Source organism: Sphingopyxis sp. (assembly GCF_016463645.1).
Taxonomy (GTDB): domain Bacteria; phylum Pseudomonadota; class Alphaproteobacteria; order Sphingomonadales; family Sphingomonadaceae; genus Sphingopyxis.
Window position 1 is genome coordinate 66,458 of sequence record NZ_JAEMQX010000001.1, and the last position, 18,807, is coordinate 85,264.

The following is an 18,807-nucleotide window of genomic DNA, read 5'->3' on the forward strand; positions in this document are numbered from 1 at the left end:
CATGCGCGTCATTATCGATACCAATGTGCTTGTGAGCGCCCTGTTGCATGAACGGTCGCTGCCCTACCAGCTGATTGCCCTATGGCGTCAGGGCAGGGTCGCGCTGGTCACATCTGCCGAACAATTGGACGAACTTCGGCGCGTCACTCGTTATCCCAAAATCCGCGCCCGGCTGAATCCTGCAGTCGCCGGACGAATGGTCAACGAGTTGAAGGGCGCCGCCATAATGGCACAGGACCTGCCGGACGTCTCCGTCAGCCGCGATCCGTGGGACAATTATCTGCTGGCAATGATCGAAGCGGCGAAACCCGGATATCTGATCACGGGAGACAGGGCCGACTTGCTGAGCCTGGAACGCCATGCCGGAGCACAGATCGTCACAGTACGAGAATTCCTGAAACTGATCACGGGCAACGAACCAGGATTTTAGCTGCCGCCGGCAGCTTTCTTCAGGTCCGCGATATGTGAACCGCAGATCGCCTCGACGATCGCGCGCAATTTCTCGGCCGACGCTGCAAGCGCTTCGAGGTCGGCAGCGCTAATTTCGTAACTGGCAGAGTATCGAGCCTCAACATAAGCGCGTTTCAGCAATTCGAAGCGGCGGCGGTCGATCTTACTGTCGCGAGCCCAGGCTTCAACCAGGCGCGGCTCGCGGTCCTCTGCGAGCGATCGCAGGAACTTGATATTGTGCGAGCGTGGAAAATAGAACGTGTTTGCAAGCAAATAGCACCCGTAAAGCCGCTCAACGGCTTGGTGCAATGCGAATGCAGCTCCCTTTAGCCATCCCCCGTCAAGCATGGCCTTACCAAACTCGAAATCGAACGCTTCCAGTCTGCGCCCGGCTTCCGCAAAATTTGCCGAGAAATACCCCACGGCCATTTCATAGGCATCAACTGGCGTCAGCGGCTTCGGCGTTGCCAAAGGATGGTTCGGCAGGTCGTATAGCATCACGCCATCGCGGATGATATCGACCCAGAAATATTCGCCGCGGCTGAGCGCGCGGTTCACGTCGGCGAGCGTATGGACAATGATGTTCAGCGTCCGTCCGACATCGGGGTCGCGGAGGATCTTGTCCTCGGCGATGTACCAATGGTCGGAGATGTCGGTGAGATCCTCATGGCTGACAACGATCAGCAGGTCGAAATCGGACTGATAGCCATTCTCCGGCTCATCGACCCAATCGTCGCGGGCATAGCTGCCGAACAGGATGATCTTCAGGATCTTGCCGTTGCGTTTGCCAGGCTGTGTCGCGCGCTCGATCGATCGCGCGAACTCCTCCATCAGCACGGCCTTGATGCGTTCGAGTTCGCCCTGCTGCTTTGCCGGAAGGTGGTCGATTTCTGTTTTCATTTTCGCCCTGCGCTTCGGAACTGCCGCAGCCCCTTATGCCGCGGTGTCGTCGCGGAAACGATCCATCTGATGCATGCGTTCGTGAAGGATCGTAACGATGCCCGCAGTTCCGTCGCCGAGCAAACGCCAATAGACATAATGATGTTCGCACTTGCCGTAATAGCCATCAACACCGAATTCAGCCGGAATAGCCCGCCAAAGAAGCTCGCGCCTGGCGATCCGACCAAAACAGTCGAAAAGGCCCCGCACATAGGCTTCTGCCTGCGCATCTCCCCACTTCTCCCGCGTATAGGCATAGATTTCGTCGAGCCGCTGCCCGGCGATCGCGGAAACCCGAAAATTAGCCATCGTCAGTTTCGGCGCGCCCGACCGATCACCGCATCGGCATCGAGAGCCACGAAGTCAGAGTCAGGCGCTGCGAAGGCCCTTTGCAACTCCGCCTTCAAGCGGGCGAATTGCTCCGCTTCCGCGCGTTCCTTATCGCGCCGAATGAGATCACGGACATATTCGCTGACATTCTCATAGGAGCCGTCGTCGCCAACATTGGTCGCCACGAAATCGCTGAGGGCGCCGCCAATACGGACATTCAGGGTCGTTTGTTTGTTCATAAAAACCTCGCGTCCGTCACAATGTAGAGGAATAATATGGACAATCAATCCTGATCATATTGACCCCGGCATAGTCGGATATCTTTCTACCTACTGGCCGCCGCTTCGACGACGGAAATAGACGCATTCGCGAGCCGGTTTGGCAACCGCCTCGAAGCCCGCATCGAGCCAGGCACGTCGATGGGGCGGCTCTACTTCCGAAAACTCTGCCGCTGACCACCAATCGGCACCGAACGCCGCGCGCGGAAGAACCGCGCCAATGATGCTCTCGATGTGCGAAAAGCTGAGCTCGACGCCATCGGCATCGTGGCAAACCCTCCACCGCCTGAGGAAGGCGCCAAGCGCATCATATTTTCCCATGACGCCGTTTCAGGGCGGTGGCGTCTCGAAGTCAAGGGCGCGGCCTTCAATAGCGCCAGATCTGCCACCACGGCGGGGGCGGCGTGGTGATCAGGATATGGACGGCGCGCGCAAACGCCTTCTCGATCTCTTCAATGCCCATGCCGTGTCTTTCGGCCAAATCCTCGTAGCCCGCGTTCTCGAACCGGATCGCAAGAAAGACGGCGCGATCGAACGGCTCCATTCGGCGGATCGCCCGCCGCGCGATCCGCAACCGCTTACTCCCGCTCCCGTTGCTGGACATGATGATCCTCCTGCCAGACCGGCAGCCTGAGCGACCGCCACCACCTTTCTGACTCCCCCCCTTCACTCCCTGCATTCCGAACAAGAAGCGCGCGCATCCCCTTGCTTTTCCGAGTGTCCGGGCACGATGAGGCATGGTCCGGCGGAAGTCTTGCTCTTGGAAAGCAATCGATTATGCTGAACGGGCATCGGGCTGGCAGGCGGCGCGATGCCGGGGCTTGAGAACCCTTTGAGCAAAAACACCTGTTCGCCATCCTGTCCGGGTGGCCGTCGCGTATGTACAAGCCTTCGGGCTAAAGGCGACGGCGCACGCGCCTCAAGTGTGTTCTCAACACCCGGCTTTAGGCCGCCTTTCCTCCCGTCCGGGAAGGCGAGACAATGGATTATGACGAAGAGGCTGCCGAAGCGCGCCGGCGAGCGGAGCCTGCATTTCAGATCGAAATCGATGACTGGGGCAACCAGCATAAGTCTGCGGCTATCGAAGCCATGTATCAAGAGCACCAGCCGCAACTTTCCCGTTTCCTGCGCCGACGGACGAATTCACAGGATGTCGGGGATCTGGTCCAGGAGTGCTTCCAACGCCTTGCCGCAAGCGGCGCGGATATTGTGTCGCGGATCGAAAAGCCCGGAGCCTATTTGGCACGAGCGGCACGCAACCTGCTCATCGAACGTGCCCATGTCGACCGGCGTCGCTTCGCCTCGGCACATCATGAATATGACGATACCGAGCATCCAGGGTCCGACCCCCACGCCGCGCTCGAAGCAAGGGACATGATGCGCCGTGTCGAGGACCGTCTCGAACGCCTGAAACCGAAAACCCGCGACATCTTCCTGATGCACCGGTTCGAGGGTATGTCCTATGCCGAAATTGCGGCTGCAACAGGAATGAGCGAGAAGGGCGTGGAAAAGCAAATCGCCAAGGCCATGACGGCAATCCTTCGCGTAAAAGGTCCGCGGTCATGAGCCGCGAGGTACAAGCGGGAAAATGGTTCGCGCGCATGCGCGCGAGCGATGCGGCGGCTGATCGCGCGAAGTTCGATGCGTGGATGGCCGATCCCGAAAATGCCGCGGCCTATGCCGAGGCGGAAAAGCGCTGGGCGGCTCTCGATGTGAATGTCGCGGGCCGGATCAGGGCGCGTGCGCTGCGCCCTTCCGGATCAAACCGGCTACGCTGGGCAACGGCTTTCCTGCTCGTCGTCATGCTTGCCCTCGGAGGCGCCTGGTATGCCGGGCGTGCCGGGACCGGTCCGCAAATCGCGACCCGGTCCGTCGAGGGCGAAGCCGTTCGGCTGGTCGACGGCACATTGGTTGAACTCCTCGACGGAGCGAAGATCGAGACCAGATTTTCGGAGCGTGACAGGGAGGTCGTCATGACCGGCGGCCGTGCCCGTTTCACCGTAGCGCACGATGCCTCCCGGCCCTTTCGTGTCATCGCCGGGGGATCCGAAATTGTCGCACTCGGCACCATCTTCGAAGTCGATCTGACACGACGCAATCCGAGCGTCCGGCTGGTCAGCGGCTCTGTCGATGTGCGGGCGACAGCGCCCGGCGGACGCACGGTCAGACTGAACCCCGGCGACACGGTCGAGGTACAGGGCGGCGAACCGCTTCATCTGCCGCGCGGCGACGCCGCTCGGTCGACGCCCGACACGGCAATGACGCTACCCGTGGCAAACGTCCAACCGACATCTCGGGTCGTCGCCGACAAGTTGCCGCTCAGCGAGGTCATCGATCAAGCGAACCGGGTGAACAGCAAGTCAATCCGGCTGGCTGACCCCGCGCTCGGATCGCTTGAGGTCACGGGCCGGTTCGATGTCACCGACAGCGCGTCGCTCGCGCGAAAACTCAGCGCGGTTTTCGGACTTTCGGCCCAAGAGAGTGACGGCGCCATCATCCTGTCCCGAAAAAAAACGGGGGGATAATTCAGCCGGCCTCGTCTCGCCCTTCCAGACGGCCATCACGGCCGCGCGGGAGGGAAAGATGAGAGTGAGACTTCTGGCAGCTATCCTGGCTTCGACGGCTGCGACGATTGGGCTTCCAGTGCCCGCCGCCTCGGCTGAGACGGGCCAACAAAGCTATGACATCGCGCCGCAGGATCTGGCGGACGCTTTGCGGCAATATTCCGAACTTTCGGGCCGGGACGTCATCGCCAATTCGGACGTTGTCGCGCGCAAGAAAAGCGCCCGGGTCAGCGGCACCTTCAACGCCGATGCGGCCCTGGCGCAGCTTCTGGCCGGCACCGAACTGGTCGCCGAAAGCGTGGACGGAACGCTCGTTATCCGCGAGGGAAAGGGCGACAGGTTCGCCGAAAGCTCGGCAAATCGCGGGACCGCGCAGAGTGATGACGCGCAGATCATTGTCACCGGTACCCGCATTCGCGGAGCCGGCCCGGTCGGCTCGCCCGTGACGATCGTGGATCGCGATGCGCTTGACCGGAGCGGGCGCACGACGCTCGCCGACTATCTTCAAACCATCCCGCAGAATTTCTCGGGCGGCCCCAGTGAGGCCACATTTGGCGCGACCGCGCGAGGCAATGCGAACACAAATCTCAACTTCGGGTCGGGGATCAATTTGCGCGGTCTTGGCAGCGCCTCTACGCTCACCCTGTTCGACGGCGTTCGCCCGGCCATGGGCGGTGCCTGGGGTGCGTTTACCGATCTCTCCTTGATCCCCTCGTCCGCGATCGACCGTATCGAGATACTGACCGACGGGGCGTCGGCCATTTACGGTTCGGACGCGGTAGCAGGCGTCGTCAATCTTCGCTTCCGCAATCGCTTCGAAGGTGCGGAGACGCGCATGCGAGCCGGGACGGCGGACGGCGATTTCAGCGAGATGCAGATCGCCCAGCTGCTCGGCAAAAAATGGAACAGCGGTCACCTCGTACTCGCCGCCGAATATTACAGCCGCGGCAACCTGCCCGCAACGAAGCGGCGCTTCACCAGCGAAGATCTGCGCCCCGTAGGCGGCCCCGACCTTCGGTCGAATTTCGCCAATCCCGGGACGATCCTTGCCGCCAATGGCCGCGTTTTCGCAATTCCCCCTGGACAGGACGGGCGGGGCCTCACCGCGGCCGATCTGATCGAGGGGAGCTTCAATCGCGCCGACGCGCAGCGGCTCGTCGACATCCTGCCGCGCCAACGCAGCCTCAGCTTCTATGCCTCAGCCGAACAGGAGATCGGGGCGATCACCCTTTTTGCGCGGGGTCTCTATGCGGACAGGCGTTACCGTGTGAACCAGCGCCGGTTCGGACCCGTTCCCGTCACCGTCACGAGCGCCAATCCCTATTATGTCGATCCGATCGGCACCGGTCAGCCGATCACGGTATTCTACGACCCGTCGGCCGATTTCGGTCCCGAGGGCGCGCGCGGTAGAGCGCGCGCCCTCAACCTCTCAGGCGGGGCACGCGCCAATGTTGGCGACTGGTCGCTCGAGATCAGCGGCGGCTACGGCCTGCAGCGCGAGCGCGCCGACGACATCAATATCATCCACATCACGCGCCGCTCCGAGGCGCTCGTATTATCCGACCCGGCAACAGCGCTGAACGTGTTCGGAGACGGCGCGGTCAATGATCCGGCGCTTGTCGGCAGACTTCGCGGCGGCCTTGTCTCGCGGGTGCGCTCGCGAGTCTGGACGGCGGCTCTGCGCGCGGACGGCAGTTTGTTCGATCTTCCCGCCGGCACAGTGAAACTCGCCGCCGGCGCCGAGATTCGCGGCGAACGCCTCGACTATACGTCGGTCTTTGACCTCTTCGGTAACAGCACAACCACCTCGCGCCTGCCCGGGCTTCCGGGCAAGCGCACGGTTCGAGCCCTTTATGGCGAGTTGGTAATTCCCATCTTCGATGCAGGGACGAGCCTCCCGGGTGCGCTGCAGCTGTCGCTCGCCGGACGCCATGAGGATTATTCGGACGTCGGCAGCACGAGCAACCCCAAGCTGGGTCTGCGCTGGACGCCCGTTCGGGGCGTGGTGGTCCGGGCCTCCTATGGCCATTCCTTCAGGGCACCCTTCTTCACCGAACTGGTCGGCGCCGCCAATGCGACCTACCAGCCCGTCTATCTGCCCGATCCTCAATCGCCGACCGGCCAGACGCTGGCGCTCGCGCTACTTGGTTTCCGTCCCGACCTTGGCCCCGAGAAGGCGACGAGCTGGACGGCGGGCGTCGACCTCGAACCCGTCGCCCTGCCGGGGTTGAGGCTTTCAGCCACCTGGTTCGACATTGCCTATCGCGACCGTATCGCGAGCGCCTCCTTCGATATTTTCAACTTCCTCGCACGGCGGGATGTCTATGGCGAGCTTGTCGACGAGACGCCCGACCCGGCGGAGGTCGCTGCCTATTTCGCAAATCCGAACCTCAGAAATCCGCTCGGTGTCCAAGCTTCGGATATCGAGGTCATCGCCGATGCGCGAACTTTCAACCTGTCGCGGGTGACGATCCGCGGCCTGGATTTCGACGCTTCCTACCGCCATTCCATTCCGAATGGCGCGCTCACGCTTTCGCTGGGCGGATCTCGCCTGTTCAGCATCGACCAGCAGGTCACGCGCTCCGCGCCAGCGATCAACGCGGTCGGGACGCTTGGCAATCCCGTGAAGCTCCGCCTGCGCGGTCGCCTCGGCTTCGAGGCGGGGCCCTTCGACGGCGGGCTGTCGCTGCTCCATATGTCGGGTTATCGCAACCAGACCGCGACGCCTGCCGAAAAGGTGAAGAGCTGGACGACATTCGACCTCCAGCTCGGCGCGCGCATCGCTGGCGCTCCAGGTGGGCGAGCCTTCCGCCTGGCACTCAACGTCAACAATCTCTTCGATCGGGACCCGCCTTATGTCCTTTTCAGAACGGCGACCTCGGTACTCGGCTATGACCCCGAGCAGGCGAGCGCTGTAGGGCGAACGATCGCGCTGCAGGGGATCGTAACATGGTGATGCTGGCGGCGGCGATGGCCGCCGCCACGCCGCTCGTCACCGTCGAGGATATTGTGGCGACACGCGACATCAGCGGCGTCACCATATCGCCCGACGGCCGCTGGGCTGCCTATCGTGTGAGCGAGCCTTCGGTGGCCGAAAACCGCGTTGCACTTGGCTGGCATATCGTTGGGGTCAATGGCGGCGACCATCGCCGCGTCGCGGATGGAGGCGCGGCGAGGTTCAGCTTTGCCGGCACGCTGATCGAGAATGCGCCCATATGGGACGCGGATTCGAAAGGCTTCCACTTTCTTGCGATGCAGGACGGCGCGGTCGGCGTGTGGTCGTGGCGCATGGGCGGCAAGGCCCGGCTCGCGATTTCCGATCCTGCCGACATCGTCGATTTCCGGATGGCGGACGATGGTCGCCGCATCATCTATCATGTCGGGGCGACACGAGCCCAAATCGCGGCGGCGGAAAAGCGGGCCTATGATGAGGGGGTGCTCGTTGATCCAACGGTCGATGTCATGCAGCCGTTCGCCGGGGGCGCGATCGTCGACGGGAAGCGCGTCATGCAGCGGCTTCGGGGAGGATGGTTTGAACGCGTGCGCCTCCTCGCGGACACGCCGCCGACGGAAAAATCGGCGATGGTGTGGGGATCGGCCCAGCCCGACTCTCCCGTGCCGCAGACCTCTGCGATCGGGCAACATGTCGTCGCCGGCGACAGCGCGGAGGCCAGAATCGTTCGCGATGGAGGCAAAACCCGCGTCGACGTGTTGCAGCCGGGCCATCCGCCCCTCGAATGCGCTATCGCTGCCTGTGCATCACCCAGGCTCCGCGCGCTTGGCTGGCGCCCCGACGGCAAGGCGCTTTTGCTCTTCGAGGCCAGTCCGGGATCCGAAGAGACAATTTCGTTGTGGCGTCTGAATGGCGAAGCGCCTGAACGGCTCGCGGTCACCGACGGGGCGCCCTTCTCGCCCTTCAATCCCGATCGCTGCGCGATTGGACCCGCCTTCCTTGTCTGCGCCGAAGCCTCAGGCGTCTCGCCGCCGAGGCTTGTTCGCGTCGATTATAGCAGCGGGGCCCGGAAACTCCTGGTCGACCCCAATGCGGACCTGCGGCGCAAGATCGCCACAAAGGCCACGCCCATGTCCTGGTCGATCGCCAGTGGGCAAAAGTTCAGCGGTTTCCTGCTTCGTCCAGCGCACGCTGCGCCGCCCTTCCCGCTCGTGATCCAATATTATCATTGCGACGGTTTCTTGAAGGGCGGCGTCGGCGACGAGATCCCGATGCTGCCCCTCGCGGACTCCGGGATAGCGGTTCTCTGTATCCGAAAGGCTCAGGGCAAATTCTCCAACGCTGAGGAAGAATATGACCTGGCGCTTTCGGGCATCTCCGCCGCAATCGATACGCTCGCCGCAGACGGCATCGTCGATCCACGGCATGTCGGTATTGGCGGCCTCAGTTTCGGATCGCAGGTCGCCCTCTGGGCCATCCGCAAGTCGGATCGCTTCGCCGCCGCGACGCTCTCGTCGGCGCAGTTCGAACCCCATTTCTATTGGGCCACTGCGTTGCCCGGCAGCGGTATGCCCGACACGCTGGCGAACCGATGGGGCCTCGGCGATCCCGACACCGATCCCGAAGGCTGGAACCGGCTTTCCGCGACAAGCGACGCCGCCGGCCTCGACACCCCTCTCCTGATGCAACTACCCGAAGCCGAGGCTCGCCTTGTCATCGAGTTTCACACGCGCCTCAAACGGGCCGGAAAGCCCGCCGAGCTCTTCGTGTTCGCCGACGAGCCTCACATCAAGACCCAGCCGGTGCATCAATTTGCGGTCAATGCGCGCAACCTCGACTGGTATCGCTTCTGGCTGGCCGATTTCGAGGATCCGAACCCTCAAAAGCAGGATCGATATGCGCGTTGGCGCGAATTGCGCGCGGGACATCCCTTGCAACGTCCCGCGCCATAGGTTCGTGCCGGGCGTCCGTTCCCCGGCGGACATCCGGCACGGGCTATTGGCCGCCAGCCGTCGGTGCCCCTGCAACCGAACGCGCCCATCTTTCCATGTCGACGAGTTGCAATATGCGAACATAGTCATTGTCGAGCGCGCCAGCAGGACGCGCGGTCGCGGCGCCAATCGCGTCACAATCAATGATACCCAGCGCCGCCAGCAGTCCCTCCTGCAAAAAGTCGCGCAGATGTGCGCGGTTTCGATCATAGGCCGGCACAAACAGGGATTCGAGTCCGCCCTTCGTTCGGCGCTGTAAAACAAGCGCCGGAAGATCGCCCGCAAACGCCTTGCGCGCTAGTGAGCGATCGTGCCCGCCCGCCGACCATTGCCAGACCGGGACGCCAAGGCCGTATTCGACCAATGGTTGCGAAAGCAGCGGCGCGATCACGGGCACATGAAAAGCGCGGTCATAACCGTCGAGAAAGGGCAGGATGCGCATCAGCATGCCCACATAGGCGCGCTGTCCGTCGCTGGCGGCGGACGCATCGGCAAACCAGGGATGTTCTGGCACCGTCGAAGCATGACGGCTAGCCAGGAACCGCTCATCGCGAGGCCAGGGCGGAGGCCGCTTCAGAAGGCGCCTGATAGCGAAGCGCCATGCTTCGAGCATATGGGTGTTAGTGAGGCGCCCAAGGTCGGAGGCCGCTCGCCAGGCCGCGCCGAGCCCGGCAAAGCGCAGCGCGTCGACTACGGGAGCTGCGGAAATGATATAGCCGAAGAGATTATCGCCGCCGACGCCGGTGAATATCGCGCCCGCACCATAGCCCTCGGCTGCTTCGCATAACCGGATATCGCTCTCGTCGATCAGGCCGAAGCCGCCGGGCCTGACGCGCGGTTCGCCGAGGGCAGCAAGCGGGTCCGGTGGGGCCGCATTCAGCAATATTTCGAGAAGCGCTATGTCGGCGTGATCGGCGACCGCATGGGCGTATCGGCGTTCGTCCCCATCAGGACGCCGCGTCACAAGCGTCACCGCGCGCCACGTCGCACGCGTCCGCGCGAGCGAGGCGGCGACGATCGAGGAATCAAGCCCGCCCGAGAGCTCGAGCTGGACGCGCTCGAACCGCGTCGACCATGCGCCGACCGCTGACATGACGTGTCGGCGGAGCTCGTCGAGCGACGCCTCGACTGGTGGACGCACGGTGAAGGACCATGGCGACCAGGCTTGGCGAACGACCGCGGGCGAACCCATCATGAGTGTTTCGCCGGCGAGAAGCTCGCGCACCATGGCGATCCCGGTTGCCGGACCGCGCAAGATAGGGAAGCGAAGCTGGGCATCGATCGCGGCGGGATCGAGCCTGTCGAGGGAAAGGCCCATCGCCTTGCCAATCTCGAGGTGCGAAAATGCGCAGGCGCCGTCTTCGGCGAAAAAGAGCGCTGGTCCCGTCACCGGCGATCGCAGGACATGGACATCGCCCGCCGGCTCCTTCCAGGCCAGAAGATAATTGCCCCACAAATGTTTGACGGCCCATTCAGCGCCGCGCGCTTCGATTTCACGGGCTTCGTCATCACCGAGCTCATCGCAGGCGCGATTGTCCGAGCGGCGGAACGCCCAGCCAAACAGAAGCGTGTTACCCTTCTTCGAAAACGCTACCGCCGCGTCGCTCAGCAACCGGACATGGGCCAGTCGCGCGACCTCGCGGAGGCTCCCACGGGGTTCAGAATGCGACGCAGCGCGCGCTTCGAAGGCGATGCGCAAAGTCACAGCCTGAAGACCGGTGTGAAACTGAGCACATTCGCCAGCGGATCGGACAACAGATAGTCTTCGGCCTGCACCCAGCAATGCGCGGCGAAAGGATCGAGGCGAACGCCGAAATAGAGGTCGGCGTCGAGGCCCTTTCGCCAGAGGAGGCGCATCAGGGCGAGCGAGTCCGGAACGCAGCTTCGCTGGATCGGGACGTCGGCACGTCGAAGAGCGAAGGCGCGCGCGTGGTCCGCAGTTTCGATCGAAAACTGCCGCCCGACATCCACCGGGCGAGCCCGGCGCCATGCCGCGATACTGCGCTTGATGCCCAATATCCGCAGGCTGGCGCTCGCCTCCAGTTGCGCGCGCAGCGCATGGTGAAATGGAAGATGGGCTGACACACGGGCTTCCGCCTCGAGGACACTTGAGCCGGGCAGCGCAGCCTCCACCGGTTCGAAACCGTTGCTGCCTTCGACCAGCAGCGACCGCCCGCCGGGCCGGGGAAGGCGACGAATTGTGCCTGCATCAATGGTCCCGGCGATCAGGTCCCGCAGAGCCTGGGCGGCCTCGGCCTTGATCAGAAAATAGCGGTTGATGTCGAGGTCGAGCAAAACGGCGCGTTCGCCGATGAAGCCAAAGGAAAGCCCGGGTCGAAGCTGATATGTCATGAGAATGTGGAGGGCGCGGCGATGTGCCGCGCCCTCCCCGGCCTTCAGTCAGCCAGGATGGCCGGAACGAGCCGTTCGAAGCCGCCGATTTCGGCGACGTAGATGAGCGAGCCGCGCGTCTCGATGCTCGCGACGCCCAGTTCCTCGATGCCGTCTTCGACAATGTCATTGCGGTCCATGGGACTCTCCTTCGTCAATGCCGCGGAATTGCGACACGGCCAAGGCTATGCTCCCTCGTTCAAATAGGAATTTTATACGGCTCATATGGGTCGAATATATTCTAGAGCGACTCTTCGCGCGGCCTGAGTTCCGCCACGACGCGGCCCGCGAGAAGGATACGGCGGCGATGGAAACGTGTGATTTTGCTGCGCAAGGCGCTCCAGCGCCCGAAACGAAAATCATCGTCCATCGCGATGATCGCCGCGTCGCTCCGCCGGTCGACGCGTACTTCGGCGGCCCGAAACACATGGCAGCGTTCGATCAAACTCACCGTCGCAAATCGAAGTTCTCGATTAGAGTTGGTCCAGGCGATCGCCCGAAACAGCGCCGCAACCCGCTCGGGATAATCGCCGGCGCCTGAGTCGCTGAACGATCTCTGCGGAATGTGGGGGTCGGGCGGCTGCCCCTCGAGCGCCAGCGCCAGAAGCGACGCGCCCCAGGCATAAAGGTCGTGGAGGTCGGCTTCGGCCAGTATCGGTTGCCGAAACCCTTCGTGACGCCAGGCTTCGAGCAGCCTTTCGCCCGAAAGCCGGTAGAGGGCGTCGCGGACCGGCGTCGGGCTGACGCCAAGCACCCTCGCAAGTTGCGCGGGTTCGAGCCGCTCCCCCGGCGCGAAGTCGCCGCGCATCACCTTCGCCTTGAGCTCGGCATAGACGAGTTCCATCGTCGCGCCGGGACTCATGATCTCGTCCCCGAGGCGACCGCTTGCTGGGACGCGACATGCTGCGCGAGCATGGCGGCTTGATCGGGCCGAAGGGCATCGACCGCCGCGCGCGCGTCCTCGGGGTCGGCATCGAAGAGGACCGACGGGCATTGACCCTCGAAATTGCCGAGATTGGGCCGGTGCTGGACATAGCCGACGAGTTCGGAGATCTCCCTTGGAAAGGATCGCGCGATATGCGGAGGATAGGCCAGCCATTGATTCTCATAGGGCTTGAGCCATCCAAGACAGTAGCTGACAATGATCCCCCGCCGGACAGCTTTGCTATGGTTTGCGCCGGCTCCGTGCAGCGTCGACCCGAGGAAAACGATCGCATCGCCGGGTTCGGCCTCAGCGATGATGGGCGCCTCCCTTGGCTCTTCCACCAGCGCTTCGAGCCCATGGCTGCGCGGCCAGATGATCGTTCCGCCATTTTCTGCAGTGAACGAGGTCAGCGGCCACATGACGTTGACGAGATATTCGACCTCGCCGAGCGCGCCTTGCCACATATCCTGATCGCGATGCGGGAACTGGGCGAGCGCGCCGGGATGAAGCTCGATCGCCTGCGCTAGGTTGAGCTGAATGCGCTCGCACCAATTGCCAAGCGCGATCTCGGCCAATTCGAGTATCGCGCGGTTCATGACGAGGTCCGCCATGTGCGGCGAGCGAATGAGCAGGCGTCCGAAGCGCTTGGTCCTCGCGCCGTAGAAGCCGCCTTCACAGAAGGGTGTGGCAGCATAACGCGAATCGAGGTCGACATTGATACGGCCGAGCAATGACGTTGGCGCGGCGCCCCGGATGATCGCGAAGCCATTGGACATGAGGTCACGGGCCGCGGGCGAGCCTCGACGGTTTATTCCGTATGATGCTGGATTGATGATCATCGCGCCCTCCTCAAGCGGCACGCGCGGCGGGGGCCGCAGCGGACTTGACGGCGATGCCCGCTGCGGCGAGCTTCGCCACCGTGGAGCGATCGATATCGATGCGAAGCGCCACAAGCGCCTGTCCCTGGTGGAGGACCGGCTCGCCAAGCGCGTGGCAATCCCAGCCGAAAGTCTGAATCTGCCGGAACCAGGTATGTTCGGCGACGCCAGTGTAGGTGTGGATGTCGTTCGCGAGGGCATGTTTGGCGAGACCCACGAGGAGCACGTCGCGCGCGATCCGGCGCTGCCGCGCGCCGATCCCCGGCGAGAGACAGAAGCGGGTGATTTCGAAGATGGCTGGCCCCTGAGGGATGGGGCCGGTGACGAGAAAGGGAAAGAGCGCATCGAGCAGCGCGGGCCGCGTGGTTGGCAGCAGACGTGCCGAAGCGAGATGTTCGCCCGCCTCGTCGGTGACGATCAGATAGGTGGCATGGATATCGTCAAAATGATCGACTTCATATTGATCCGCGAGGGCCGGAATGTCCCATTTCAGAAGATCGATGAAGACGCGTTTGCGCGCCGCGAACATCGAACGAAGCGCGATATGTTCGCGGTCCCGGCTATCCTGGTCGATGGTGAGAAGCATGAGATTGTCCCCTTGTTTGAAAAGAGACAATTCAGATGAACCGGGAAATGCGGCCGTGCCATAACACAAAGGGGGGGTGTCAGCCTCGGGCGACATCCCCGAAACAGATCGCGCTGTCGAACAGGGCGCGAATGGCGAGCGCTATCCGCGTCGGCGCGTCATAGGCTGCCCGCGCATTGCGCAAATGCTCGCGCACCGTCTCCTCGCTAATATCGAGCAGCTGCGCGATGACCGAATTGGATTTGCCGCGCGCCGCCCACATCAGACATTCGATCTGCCGATCGGTAAGCTGCGGCCGCTCATCGAGCGAGACGGGATCGCCGAGCCGGCGCGCGGCTTCGAAGACGAACGCCCCGAGGCTTTGCGCAAAGACAAGCGCTTCGGGCGGCATCGATCCGCTATCGGTCCATGCAAAGGATACAGAGCCATGCGCCTCCCCCGGCAAATGCACAGGGACCGTCAGTCCGTCGGCGATGTTGTGACGGCGGGCGCGTTCCAGCACCTCGGCATCTTGAGGTCGCGGCCGATGGAGCGTCATATCGCGCCAGCGAAAACCCGATGTTCGGCGATGACTGAAGCGGTGCACGGGATCCGAGACGCCGAGGCGATTCTCGTCGAACCAATGCGCAAAGCCTTCAGGATAGTTGTGGAGACGGATGCCCTTGTCGGGAGCCGCGAGAAAATCGACATGGTGGCTGATCGCAAACCAGGCGCAGCCCATATGCGAGCAAATCTCGCGGAGGATATCGACGAGCGCGTCCTCGCTATCGACCGCCATGATGTCGTCTTCAAGTTGCCGCGCGGCCTCGATTGTGCGCATTCCGACCCATTGGCGGCACCGGCAGCGTCCTCAAGCCTGACTGCCGGGTGAAGCCCCTGTTTCAGTGCTGCCCCCCAGCCCTCTCAAGCAGGCGAAAGTCCAGCCATGACGCCTGCCGTTGGTCCACCAGCAGCGCGGAACAGGGGCGACGCTATCGGCGGCGCCATATGTTTCAAATATATTCGTCAGTTAGAACCAGATTGGGGATTGTTTCGAAGTCGAAGCACACCGACAATCAAAGGTCACCGCCCGGTCACGGGCAATATCTGTTCGAGGATGGGCTTAATGAAGAAGCCAAATTTCAAAAGCGGCTTGCCTCAATATACAATGTCACGAAACTGACGGGATGGATGGGGCGCAGGAACCTGACGCAGCCGAAGCAAGGCTCTGGGCGCTGCTCACCGACAAGCAGCGCCTGTGCCTCGACCTCGTGCTACAGCGCAAGACGTCGAAGCAGATCGCCCGCGAGCTCGGCATTTCGCGGTACACGGTCGATCAGCGGATATCGGCTGCGCGCAAGACGCTCGCCGCCATCAATCGTGACGATACCGCCATCCGCTATGCCCGGCTGAAGAGCATATGCGATCGGATCGCATATGATCCGGTAGAGCTTCCCATCATGCCCTCCCTCGCGCCATCCGATTTCCCGGACGGCGATCCGGACCATTATCTCGATGTCCGCGAGGGCAAAGGGGCGATGGCCGGATTATCGGGCGAACGCCCACCGTCCGGGACGATCTGGAGGCATGACCATGCACCGACTGCCAAGGCTACAATCATCGCCATCATGCTCATGGTGGTGGTGTTCGCCCTGCTCGGCGGGCTCGGTATTGCAGAGGCGCTGACGCGGCTCATGTCCGGCTAAATCCCTTCATCTTGCCCTACAGCAACAGCCGGAAGCCCTGCTTCTGGCAAAGGAGAAGTCATGTCCGAACATCTCATATCCATTGCCACCAGCTTGCAGCAGCAATTGCCGTCAGCCGAAATCCGGATCGACGATGCCCTCATCGCCGTATCGTCGCTCATGGCGAGCGTGGTCACGGCGCGGCGTGATACCGAAGGCGTGCCGCCCGCCAAGGGGCAGGCGACGATCCAGCGCCTTGCGAAAGCGCAGATGGCACTGATCGACGCCGGCGGCGATGTGCTGCGCGTCCATGGCGAACTGGTCGCCATCGGCCAGGAAACGGCGGGTTATGACCTGCACGAGGAATGCCCGAAGCGGGCAGCCGTCCACCGGCTGCATGCGGTCGCAACGTAAGAATTTGACCGGGGGCCGCGAGAGTGAAACAGATGCGAAATGCGTGTCGCGATCTTCGCCCTGTTCCTGCTCGCGGCTCTTGGCTACGCCGCCTGGCGGGGTGGCGGCCCCGAACGGGTGATGGCGGGGATCGCGGCGACGATGGTCGGATCGGACCTTCTGCTGCACCAGTTCGTTGCGCCCGAATATGCGGTTCTCGACTTCGGGCATTTGCTCATCGATGGTTTCGGCGCCTCCGCGACATTGCTGCTCGCACTTTTCGCCTATCGTTTTTGGCCGATGATCGCGGCCGTTCTCCACATATTGCCGCTGCTGGCCCATTCCAGCCGCGCCCTCAATCTCGCGATGGATCCGGCGGCCTATATGGTCATGCAGGTAGCGGCCTCCTGGGCGGTTCCCCCTCTCCTGTTGTTCGCAACCTGGCGGCACCAAAGACGGCTTCGCACCAACGCCAATTATCCGTCCTGGCACAGCTCATCGCAGCGATTTCTCCGGAAGACAGCGAAGACCTAGCGCGCGCGCTTCTCGAAGAGTTTCACAGCCTCGAGAGGATCTGGGCCCAAACGCCCGAAGCCCTGGCCCGCATTCTCGGCGACCACGCAGCGGTGATCGACCTGCTCCTCTGCACGCGGCGCGCGATGCTCGCATCGATGCGCGGCAGGCTCTATTCGAGGCGGATCGATCTGGACGATGCGAAACTCGGAGACTATCTCATCGCATCCATGGGGTCGCTCGCCGACGAACATCTGCGCATCCTGTTCCTCGATGGGTCGCGCCATCTTATTGCCGATGAATGCCTGCAAAGCGGCAGCCTCGCCCATTTGGCGCTCTATCCGAGGGTCATCTTCCGCCGCGCGCTCGAACTCAATGCCGCCGCGATTCTGCTCGTCCACAATCATCCGAGCGGAAATCCGCATCCGAGCGACGAGGACATCGAAGCAACGCGCCGCCTCGCGGATATCGGACATGCACTCGATATCCGGCTGTCGGGTCATATTGTCGTGACCGCAAACCAGACATCACGGATAATCGTCGATGATACGGCCCGACGCGGCACCTTCTCCTTCACCCTGAAGAGCCCCGATACCGCCGCCGATCGGCGGGCCAAGGCAGAGCTCGTGCTGACCAACGCGCGCATCACGCAGCGTCGCCGCTTTCTGCGCCGACAACTTATTGGCGCCGAATGTCTTTTCGTCGAGCCTGCCTGGGACATGCTGCTCGACCTGTTCATCCACCAGTGCGAAGGCCGGGTGCTCCATCTATATCCCATGTGCGTCGCATCGGGCATCCCGATGAGCAGCGCGCTACGACTCGCCCAAAAGCTCTGCGAAGCAGGCATATTACGGCGGCAGCCCGATACCTTCGACGGGCGACGGAGCATCATGACGATCGAGCCCGAGATTATGCATCGACTCAGCGCCTATTTTGCGGAAGGTGCCGAATAGCCGGCTAGCCCTGCTCCCGGCGCCGCATGTGCGCGCCGGAGACCCGCAAGCCCGGACAATGCAGGTTCGGGTCCGCGGAGGTAAAGCAGCGTTGCAACCACCTCGCCTGGCGCAACCGGAACGTGCCGCACGGCACGACATCACCACTCGCCAAGCTTCCGGAATCTGAGGGATATCGACAAGGGCCAGAACGACGCTTCATGAAAATATTCCGAATATATTCCGGCTATTTTGCATGAACAGCGGTCCGCCTGCAGCCGATTGGCAGGTGGCCAGTGAATATTCGGCGCTTATGCTGTGCGACCGCCGCGCCTTCGCGTGGGAATGGCTGCGGCGAACACCCCGGTATCGCCGCCTATGGGCGGCCCGGGACCGGCTCCCGATCGATGCACCGATAAGGGTCGGTCTGCTTGCCTGGATCGACCCCGCCATTTCCGCACCCGAAGCTCGCCCCATCTGGTCGCCTGACGTCGACCCCAAAGTTCTCCAGACGCGCGCCGGACGCCGCGCGCCTGGTCCCGGCGATAATTTCGATGTCCTCGCGCTCGCCGACTATGTCTCGATCTCGGTCGATCAGGCGAACAGAGAACATTGGCTCATTTCGGACGGTCGCTGGCTGATCCGGCTTATGCACCATGATGGCACCTTGCTCGGCCGATCCACTCTTCTCGTGCATGAGATCGAAGGCGTGGATTCAGCGGCCCCAAAGATCGCGGCGTTGCAACAGTTTCTGGCATTGACGGCGCGCGGCGAAATGCCGGCGTCGCTGCGTCCGCGCGAAAGCCGGGCCGCGCGCTGGATACTCGAGCTACGAACCGCCGATGCGCTGGCCGCGGGCGCATCGCAGAAGAGAATCGCCGAGGTCCTGTTCGGTGAGAGTGTCACGGCGCGTCGTTGGCGAATTGAAAGTGCATCCTACCGCTCGCGCGTCCAGCGGCTAGTGAAGGCCGCGCAGCAGTATCTCGCCGACCCATTCAGCGGGCCGTGGTTCCGCTGAGC

22 protein-coding genes are annotated in these 18,807 nt (G+C 62.8%); 11 read left to right on the forward strand and 11 right to left on the reverse strand.

The genetic code is table 11. The features are described 5' to 3' along the window. Position 1: 1 nt before the first annotated feature. Complete coding sequence (locus JHC57_RS00315) at positions 2–430, forward strand: putative toxin-antitoxin system toxin component, PIN family (protein ID WP_215353385.1); 429 nt, start codon at positions 2–4, stop codon at positions 428–430. Here JHC57_RS00315 and JHC57_RS00320 read toward each other — a convergent pair. From JHC57_RS00320 to JHC57_RS00335, 4 genes are all read right to left on the reverse strand, one after another. Further along, positions 427–1,350 carry a HEPN domain-containing protein gene (locus JHC57_RS00320; protein ID WP_120218831.1) on the reverse strand — a complete coding sequence of 308 codons (924 nt, stop codon included), beginning with the start codon at positions 1,348–1,350 and terminating at the stop codon, positions 427–429. The genes JHC57_RS00315 and JHC57_RS00320 overlap by 4 nt on opposite strands. Positions 1,351–1,383: 33 nt before the next feature. Next, positions 1,384–1,698, reverse strand: coding sequence for a type II toxin-antitoxin system RelE/ParE family toxin (locus tag JHC57_RS00325; RefSeq protein WP_120218830.1), 315 nt, complete (start codon positions 1,696–1,698; stop codon positions 1,384–1,386). Positions 1,699–1,700: 2 nt separating this feature from the next. Then, on the reverse strand, positions 1,701–1,958 hold the full coding sequence (locus JHC57_RS00330) for an addiction module antitoxin (RefSeq protein WP_215353386.1): 258 nt from the start codon (positions 1,956–1,958) through the stop codon (positions 1,701–1,703). 406 nt (positions 1,959–2,364) lie between these two features. Continuing rightward, complete coding sequence (locus tag JHC57_RS00335; RefSeq protein WP_120218827.1) at positions 2,365–2,571, reverse strand: RNA polymerase subunit sigma; 207 nt, start codon at positions 2,569–2,571, stop codon at positions 2,365–2,367. Positions 2,572–2,978: 407 nt separating this feature from the next. Here JHC57_RS00335 and JHC57_RS00340 point away from each other — a divergent pair, with 407 nt between their 5' ends. From JHC57_RS00340 to JHC57_RS00355, 4 genes are read left to right on the forward strand one after another with little or no spacing between them, the layout of a single operon-like run. Beyond that, positions 2,979–3,563 carry a sigma-70 family RNA polymerase sigma factor gene (locus JHC57_RS00340; protein WP_120218826.1) on the forward strand — a complete coding sequence of 195 codons (585 nt, stop codon included), beginning with the start codon at positions 2,979–2,981 and terminating at the stop codon, positions 3,561–3,563. Continuing rightward, on the forward strand, positions 3,560–4,522 hold the full coding sequence (locus tag JHC57_RS00345; protein ID WP_120218825.1) for a FecR family protein: 963 nt from the start codon (positions 3,560–3,562) through the stop codon (positions 4,520–4,522). Before JHC57_RS00340 ends, JHC57_RS00345 begins: the two co-directional genes overlap by 4 nt. Before the next feature lie 58 nt (positions 4,523–4,580). Continuing rightward, positions 4,581–7,517: a TonB-dependent receptor gene (locus JHC57_RS00350; RefSeq protein ID WP_082813419.1), complete on the forward strand. Its 2,937-nt coding sequence runs from the start codon at positions 4,581–4,583 to the stop codon at positions 7,515–7,517. After that, positions 7,511–9,466 (forward strand): Atxe2 family lasso peptide isopeptidase, encoded by a 1,956-nt coding sequence (locus JHC57_RS00355; protein WP_062770306.1) that lies wholly within the window; start codon positions 7,511–7,513, stop codon positions 9,464–9,466. The genes JHC57_RS00350 and JHC57_RS00355 overlap by 7 nt, the downstream gene beginning before the upstream one ends. Before the next feature lie 43 nt (positions 9,467–9,509). Here JHC57_RS00355 and JHC57_RS00360 read toward each other — a convergent pair whose 3' ends face one another. Next, a complete protein-coding gene (locus JHC57_RS00360; protein ID WP_366928521.1) occupies positions 9,510–10,733 on the reverse strand; it encodes an asparagine synthase-related protein in 1,224 nt (407 codons plus the stop codon). On the opposite strand from JHC57_RS00360, the gene JHC57_RS00365 reads away from it, so the two are divergent. Beyond that, positions 10,671–11,267 (forward strand): hypothetical protein, encoded by a 597-nt coding sequence (locus JHC57_RS00365; protein ID WP_218017003.1) that lies wholly within the window; start codon positions 10,671–10,673, stop codon positions 11,265–11,267. The two genes, JHC57_RS00360 and JHC57_RS00365, sit on opposite strands and share 63 nt — an antisense overlap. Here JHC57_RS00365 and JHC57_RS00370 read toward each other — a convergent pair. The 6 genes from JHC57_RS00370 to JHC57_RS00395 all read right to left on the reverse strand — a co-directional run bounded on the left by JHC57_RS00370 (position 11,207) and on the right by JHC57_RS00395 (position 15,105). Further along, complete coding sequence (locus JHC57_RS00370; RefSeq protein WP_294027747.1) at positions 11,207–11,800, reverse strand: lasso peptide biosynthesis B2 protein; 594 nt, start codon at positions 11,798–11,800, stop codon at positions 11,207–11,209. The two genes, JHC57_RS00365 and JHC57_RS00370, sit on opposite strands and share 61 nt — an antisense overlap. A gap of 101 nt (positions 11,801–11,901) precedes the next feature. Beyond that, the gene (locus JHC57_RS00375; RefSeq protein WP_255266016.1) at positions 11,902–12,036 is read right to left on the reverse strand and encodes a hypothetical protein; all 135 of its coding nucleotides are present in this window, start codon (positions 12,034–12,036) and stop codon (positions 11,902–11,904) included. 101 nt (positions 12,037–12,137) lie between these two features. Next, a complete protein-coding gene (locus tag JHC57_RS00380; RefSeq protein ID WP_062770315.1) occupies positions 12,138–12,758 on the reverse strand; it encodes a GntR family transcriptional regulator in 621 nt (206 codons plus the stop codon). Then, positions 12,755–13,660, reverse strand: a complete 906-nt coding sequence (locus tag JHC57_RS00385) for a phytanoyl-CoA dioxygenase family protein (protein ID WP_294027751.1) — start codon at positions 13,658–13,660, stop codon at positions 12,755–12,757. Before JHC57_RS00385 ends, JHC57_RS00380 begins: the two co-directional genes overlap by 4 nt. 10 nt (positions 13,661–13,670) lie before the next feature. Beyond that, a complete protein-coding gene (locus JHC57_RS00390) occupies positions 13,671–14,285 on the reverse strand; it encodes an acyl-homoserine-lactone synthase (protein ID WP_215353470.1) in 615 nt (204 codons plus the stop codon). 79 nt (positions 14,286–14,364) lie between these two features. Continuing rightward, positions 14,365–15,105 (reverse strand): LuxR family transcriptional regulator, encoded by a 741-nt coding sequence (locus JHC57_RS00395; protein ID WP_062769491.1) that lies wholly within the window; start codon positions 15,103–15,105, stop codon positions 14,365–14,367. A gap of 346 nt (positions 15,106–15,451) precedes the next feature. On the opposite strand from JHC57_RS00395, the gene JHC57_RS00400 reads away from it, so the two are divergent. The 5 genes from JHC57_RS00400 to JHC57_RS00420 all read left to right on the forward strand — a co-directional run bounded on the left by JHC57_RS00400 (position 15,452) and on the right by JHC57_RS00420 (position 18,805). Further along, complete coding sequence (locus tag JHC57_RS00400) at positions 15,452–15,970, forward strand: helix-turn-helix transcriptional regulator (RefSeq protein ID WP_062769488.1); 519 nt, start codon at positions 15,452–15,454, stop codon at positions 15,968–15,970. Between the two features lie 60 nt (positions 15,971–16,030). Beyond that, on the forward strand, positions 16,031–16,363 hold the full coding sequence (locus tag JHC57_RS00405) for a hypothetical protein (RefSeq protein ID WP_062769485.1): 333 nt from the start codon (positions 16,031–16,033) through the stop codon (positions 16,361–16,363). Positions 16,364–16,402: 39 nt separating this feature from the next. After that, on the forward strand, positions 16,403–16,876 hold the full coding sequence (locus JHC57_RS00410) for a hypothetical protein (protein ID WP_062769482.1): 474 nt from the start codon (positions 16,403–16,405) through the stop codon (positions 16,874–16,876). A gap of 92 nt (positions 16,877–16,968) precedes the next feature. Further along, positions 16,969–17,808, forward strand: coding sequence for a RadC family protein (locus tag JHC57_RS00415; protein ID WP_294027756.1), 840 nt, complete (start codon positions 16,969–16,971; stop codon positions 17,806–17,808). 235 nt (positions 17,809–18,043) lie between these two features. Next, positions 18,044–18,805: a DUF2285 domain-containing protein gene (locus tag JHC57_RS00420; protein WP_062769479.1), complete on the forward strand. Its 762-nt coding sequence runs from the start codon at positions 18,044–18,046 to the stop codon at positions 18,803–18,805. Positions 18,806–18,807: the final 2 nt, after the last annotated feature.

What these genes read in the sequence shown, in the direction of transcription:
- JHC57_RS00385 (WP_294027751.1), bottom strand. Translation starts at nt 13,660, where the DNA reads ATGATCATCAATCCAGCATCATACGGAATAAACCGTCGAGGCTCGCCC.
- JHC57_RS00405 (WP_062769485.1), top strand. Translation starts at nt 16,031, where the DNA reads ATGTCCGAACATCTCATATCCATTGCCACCAGCTTGCAGCAGCAATTG.
- JHC57_RS00340 (WP_120218826.1), top strand. Translation starts at nt 2,979, where the DNA reads ATGGATTATGACGAAGAGGCTGCCGAAGCGCGCCGGCGAGCGGAGCCT.
- JHC57_RS00390 (WP_215353470.1), bottom strand. Translation starts at nt 14,285, where the DNA reads ATGCTTCTCACCATCGACCAGGATAGCCGGGACCGCGAACATATCGCG.
- JHC57_RS00380 (WP_062770315.1), bottom strand. Translation starts at nt 12,758, where the DNA reads ATGAGTCCCGGCGCGACGATGGAACTCGTCTATGCCGAGCTCAAGGCG.
- JHC57_RS00375 (WP_255266016.1), bottom strand. Translation starts at nt 12,036, where the DNA reads ATGGACCGCAATGACATTGTCGAAGACGGCATCGAGGAACTGGGCGTC.
- JHC57_RS00420 (WP_062769479.1), top strand. Translation starts at nt 18,044, where the DNA reads ATGAACAGCGGTCCGCCTGCAGCCGATTGGCAGGTGGCCAGTGAATAT.
- JHC57_RS00355 (WP_062770306.1), top strand. Translation starts at nt 7,511, where the DNA reads ATGGTGATGCTGGCGGCGGCGATGGCCGCCGCCACGCCGCTCGTCACC.
- JHC57_RS00350 (WP_082813419.1), top strand. Translation starts at nt 4,581, where the DNA reads ATGAGAGTGAGACTTCTGGCAGCTATCCTGGCTTCGACGGCTGCGACG.
- JHC57_RS00345 (WP_120218825.1), top strand. Translation starts at nt 3,560, where the DNA reads ATGAGCCGCGAGGTACAAGCGGGAAAATGGTTCGCGCGCATGCGCGCG.
- JHC57_RS00410 (WP_062769482.1), top strand. Translation starts at nt 16,403, where the DNA reads ATGCGTGTCGCGATCTTCGCCCTGTTCCTGCTCGCGGCTCTTGGCTAC.
- JHC57_RS00400 (WP_062769488.1), top strand. Translation starts at nt 15,452, where the DNA reads ATGGATGGGGCGCAGGAACCTGACGCAGCCGAAGCAAGGCTCTGGGCG.
- JHC57_RS00395 (WP_062769491.1), bottom strand. Translation starts at nt 15,105, where the DNA reads ATGCGCACAATCGAGGCCGCGCGGCAACTTGAAGACGACATCATGGCG.
- JHC57_RS00360 (WP_366928521.1), bottom strand. Translation starts at nt 10,733, where the DNA reads ATGGTGCGCGAGCTTCTCGCCGGCGAAACACTCATGATGGGTTCGCCC.
- JHC57_RS00320 (WP_120218831.1), bottom strand. Translation starts at nt 1,350, where the DNA reads ATGAAAACAGAAATCGACCACCTTCCGGCAAAGCAGCAGGGCGAACTC.
- JHC57_RS00315 (WP_215353385.1), top strand. Translation starts at nt 2, where the DNA reads ATGCGCGTCATTATCGATACCAATGTGCTTGTGAGCGCCCTGTTGCAT.
- JHC57_RS00325 (WP_120218830.1), bottom strand. Translation starts at nt 1,698, where the DNA reads ATGGCTAATTTTCGGGTTTCCGCGATCGCCGGGCAGCGGCTCGACGAA.
- JHC57_RS00330 (WP_215353386.1), bottom strand. Translation starts at nt 1,958, where the DNA reads ATGAACAAACAAACGACCCTGAATGTCCGTATTGGCGGCGCCCTCAGC.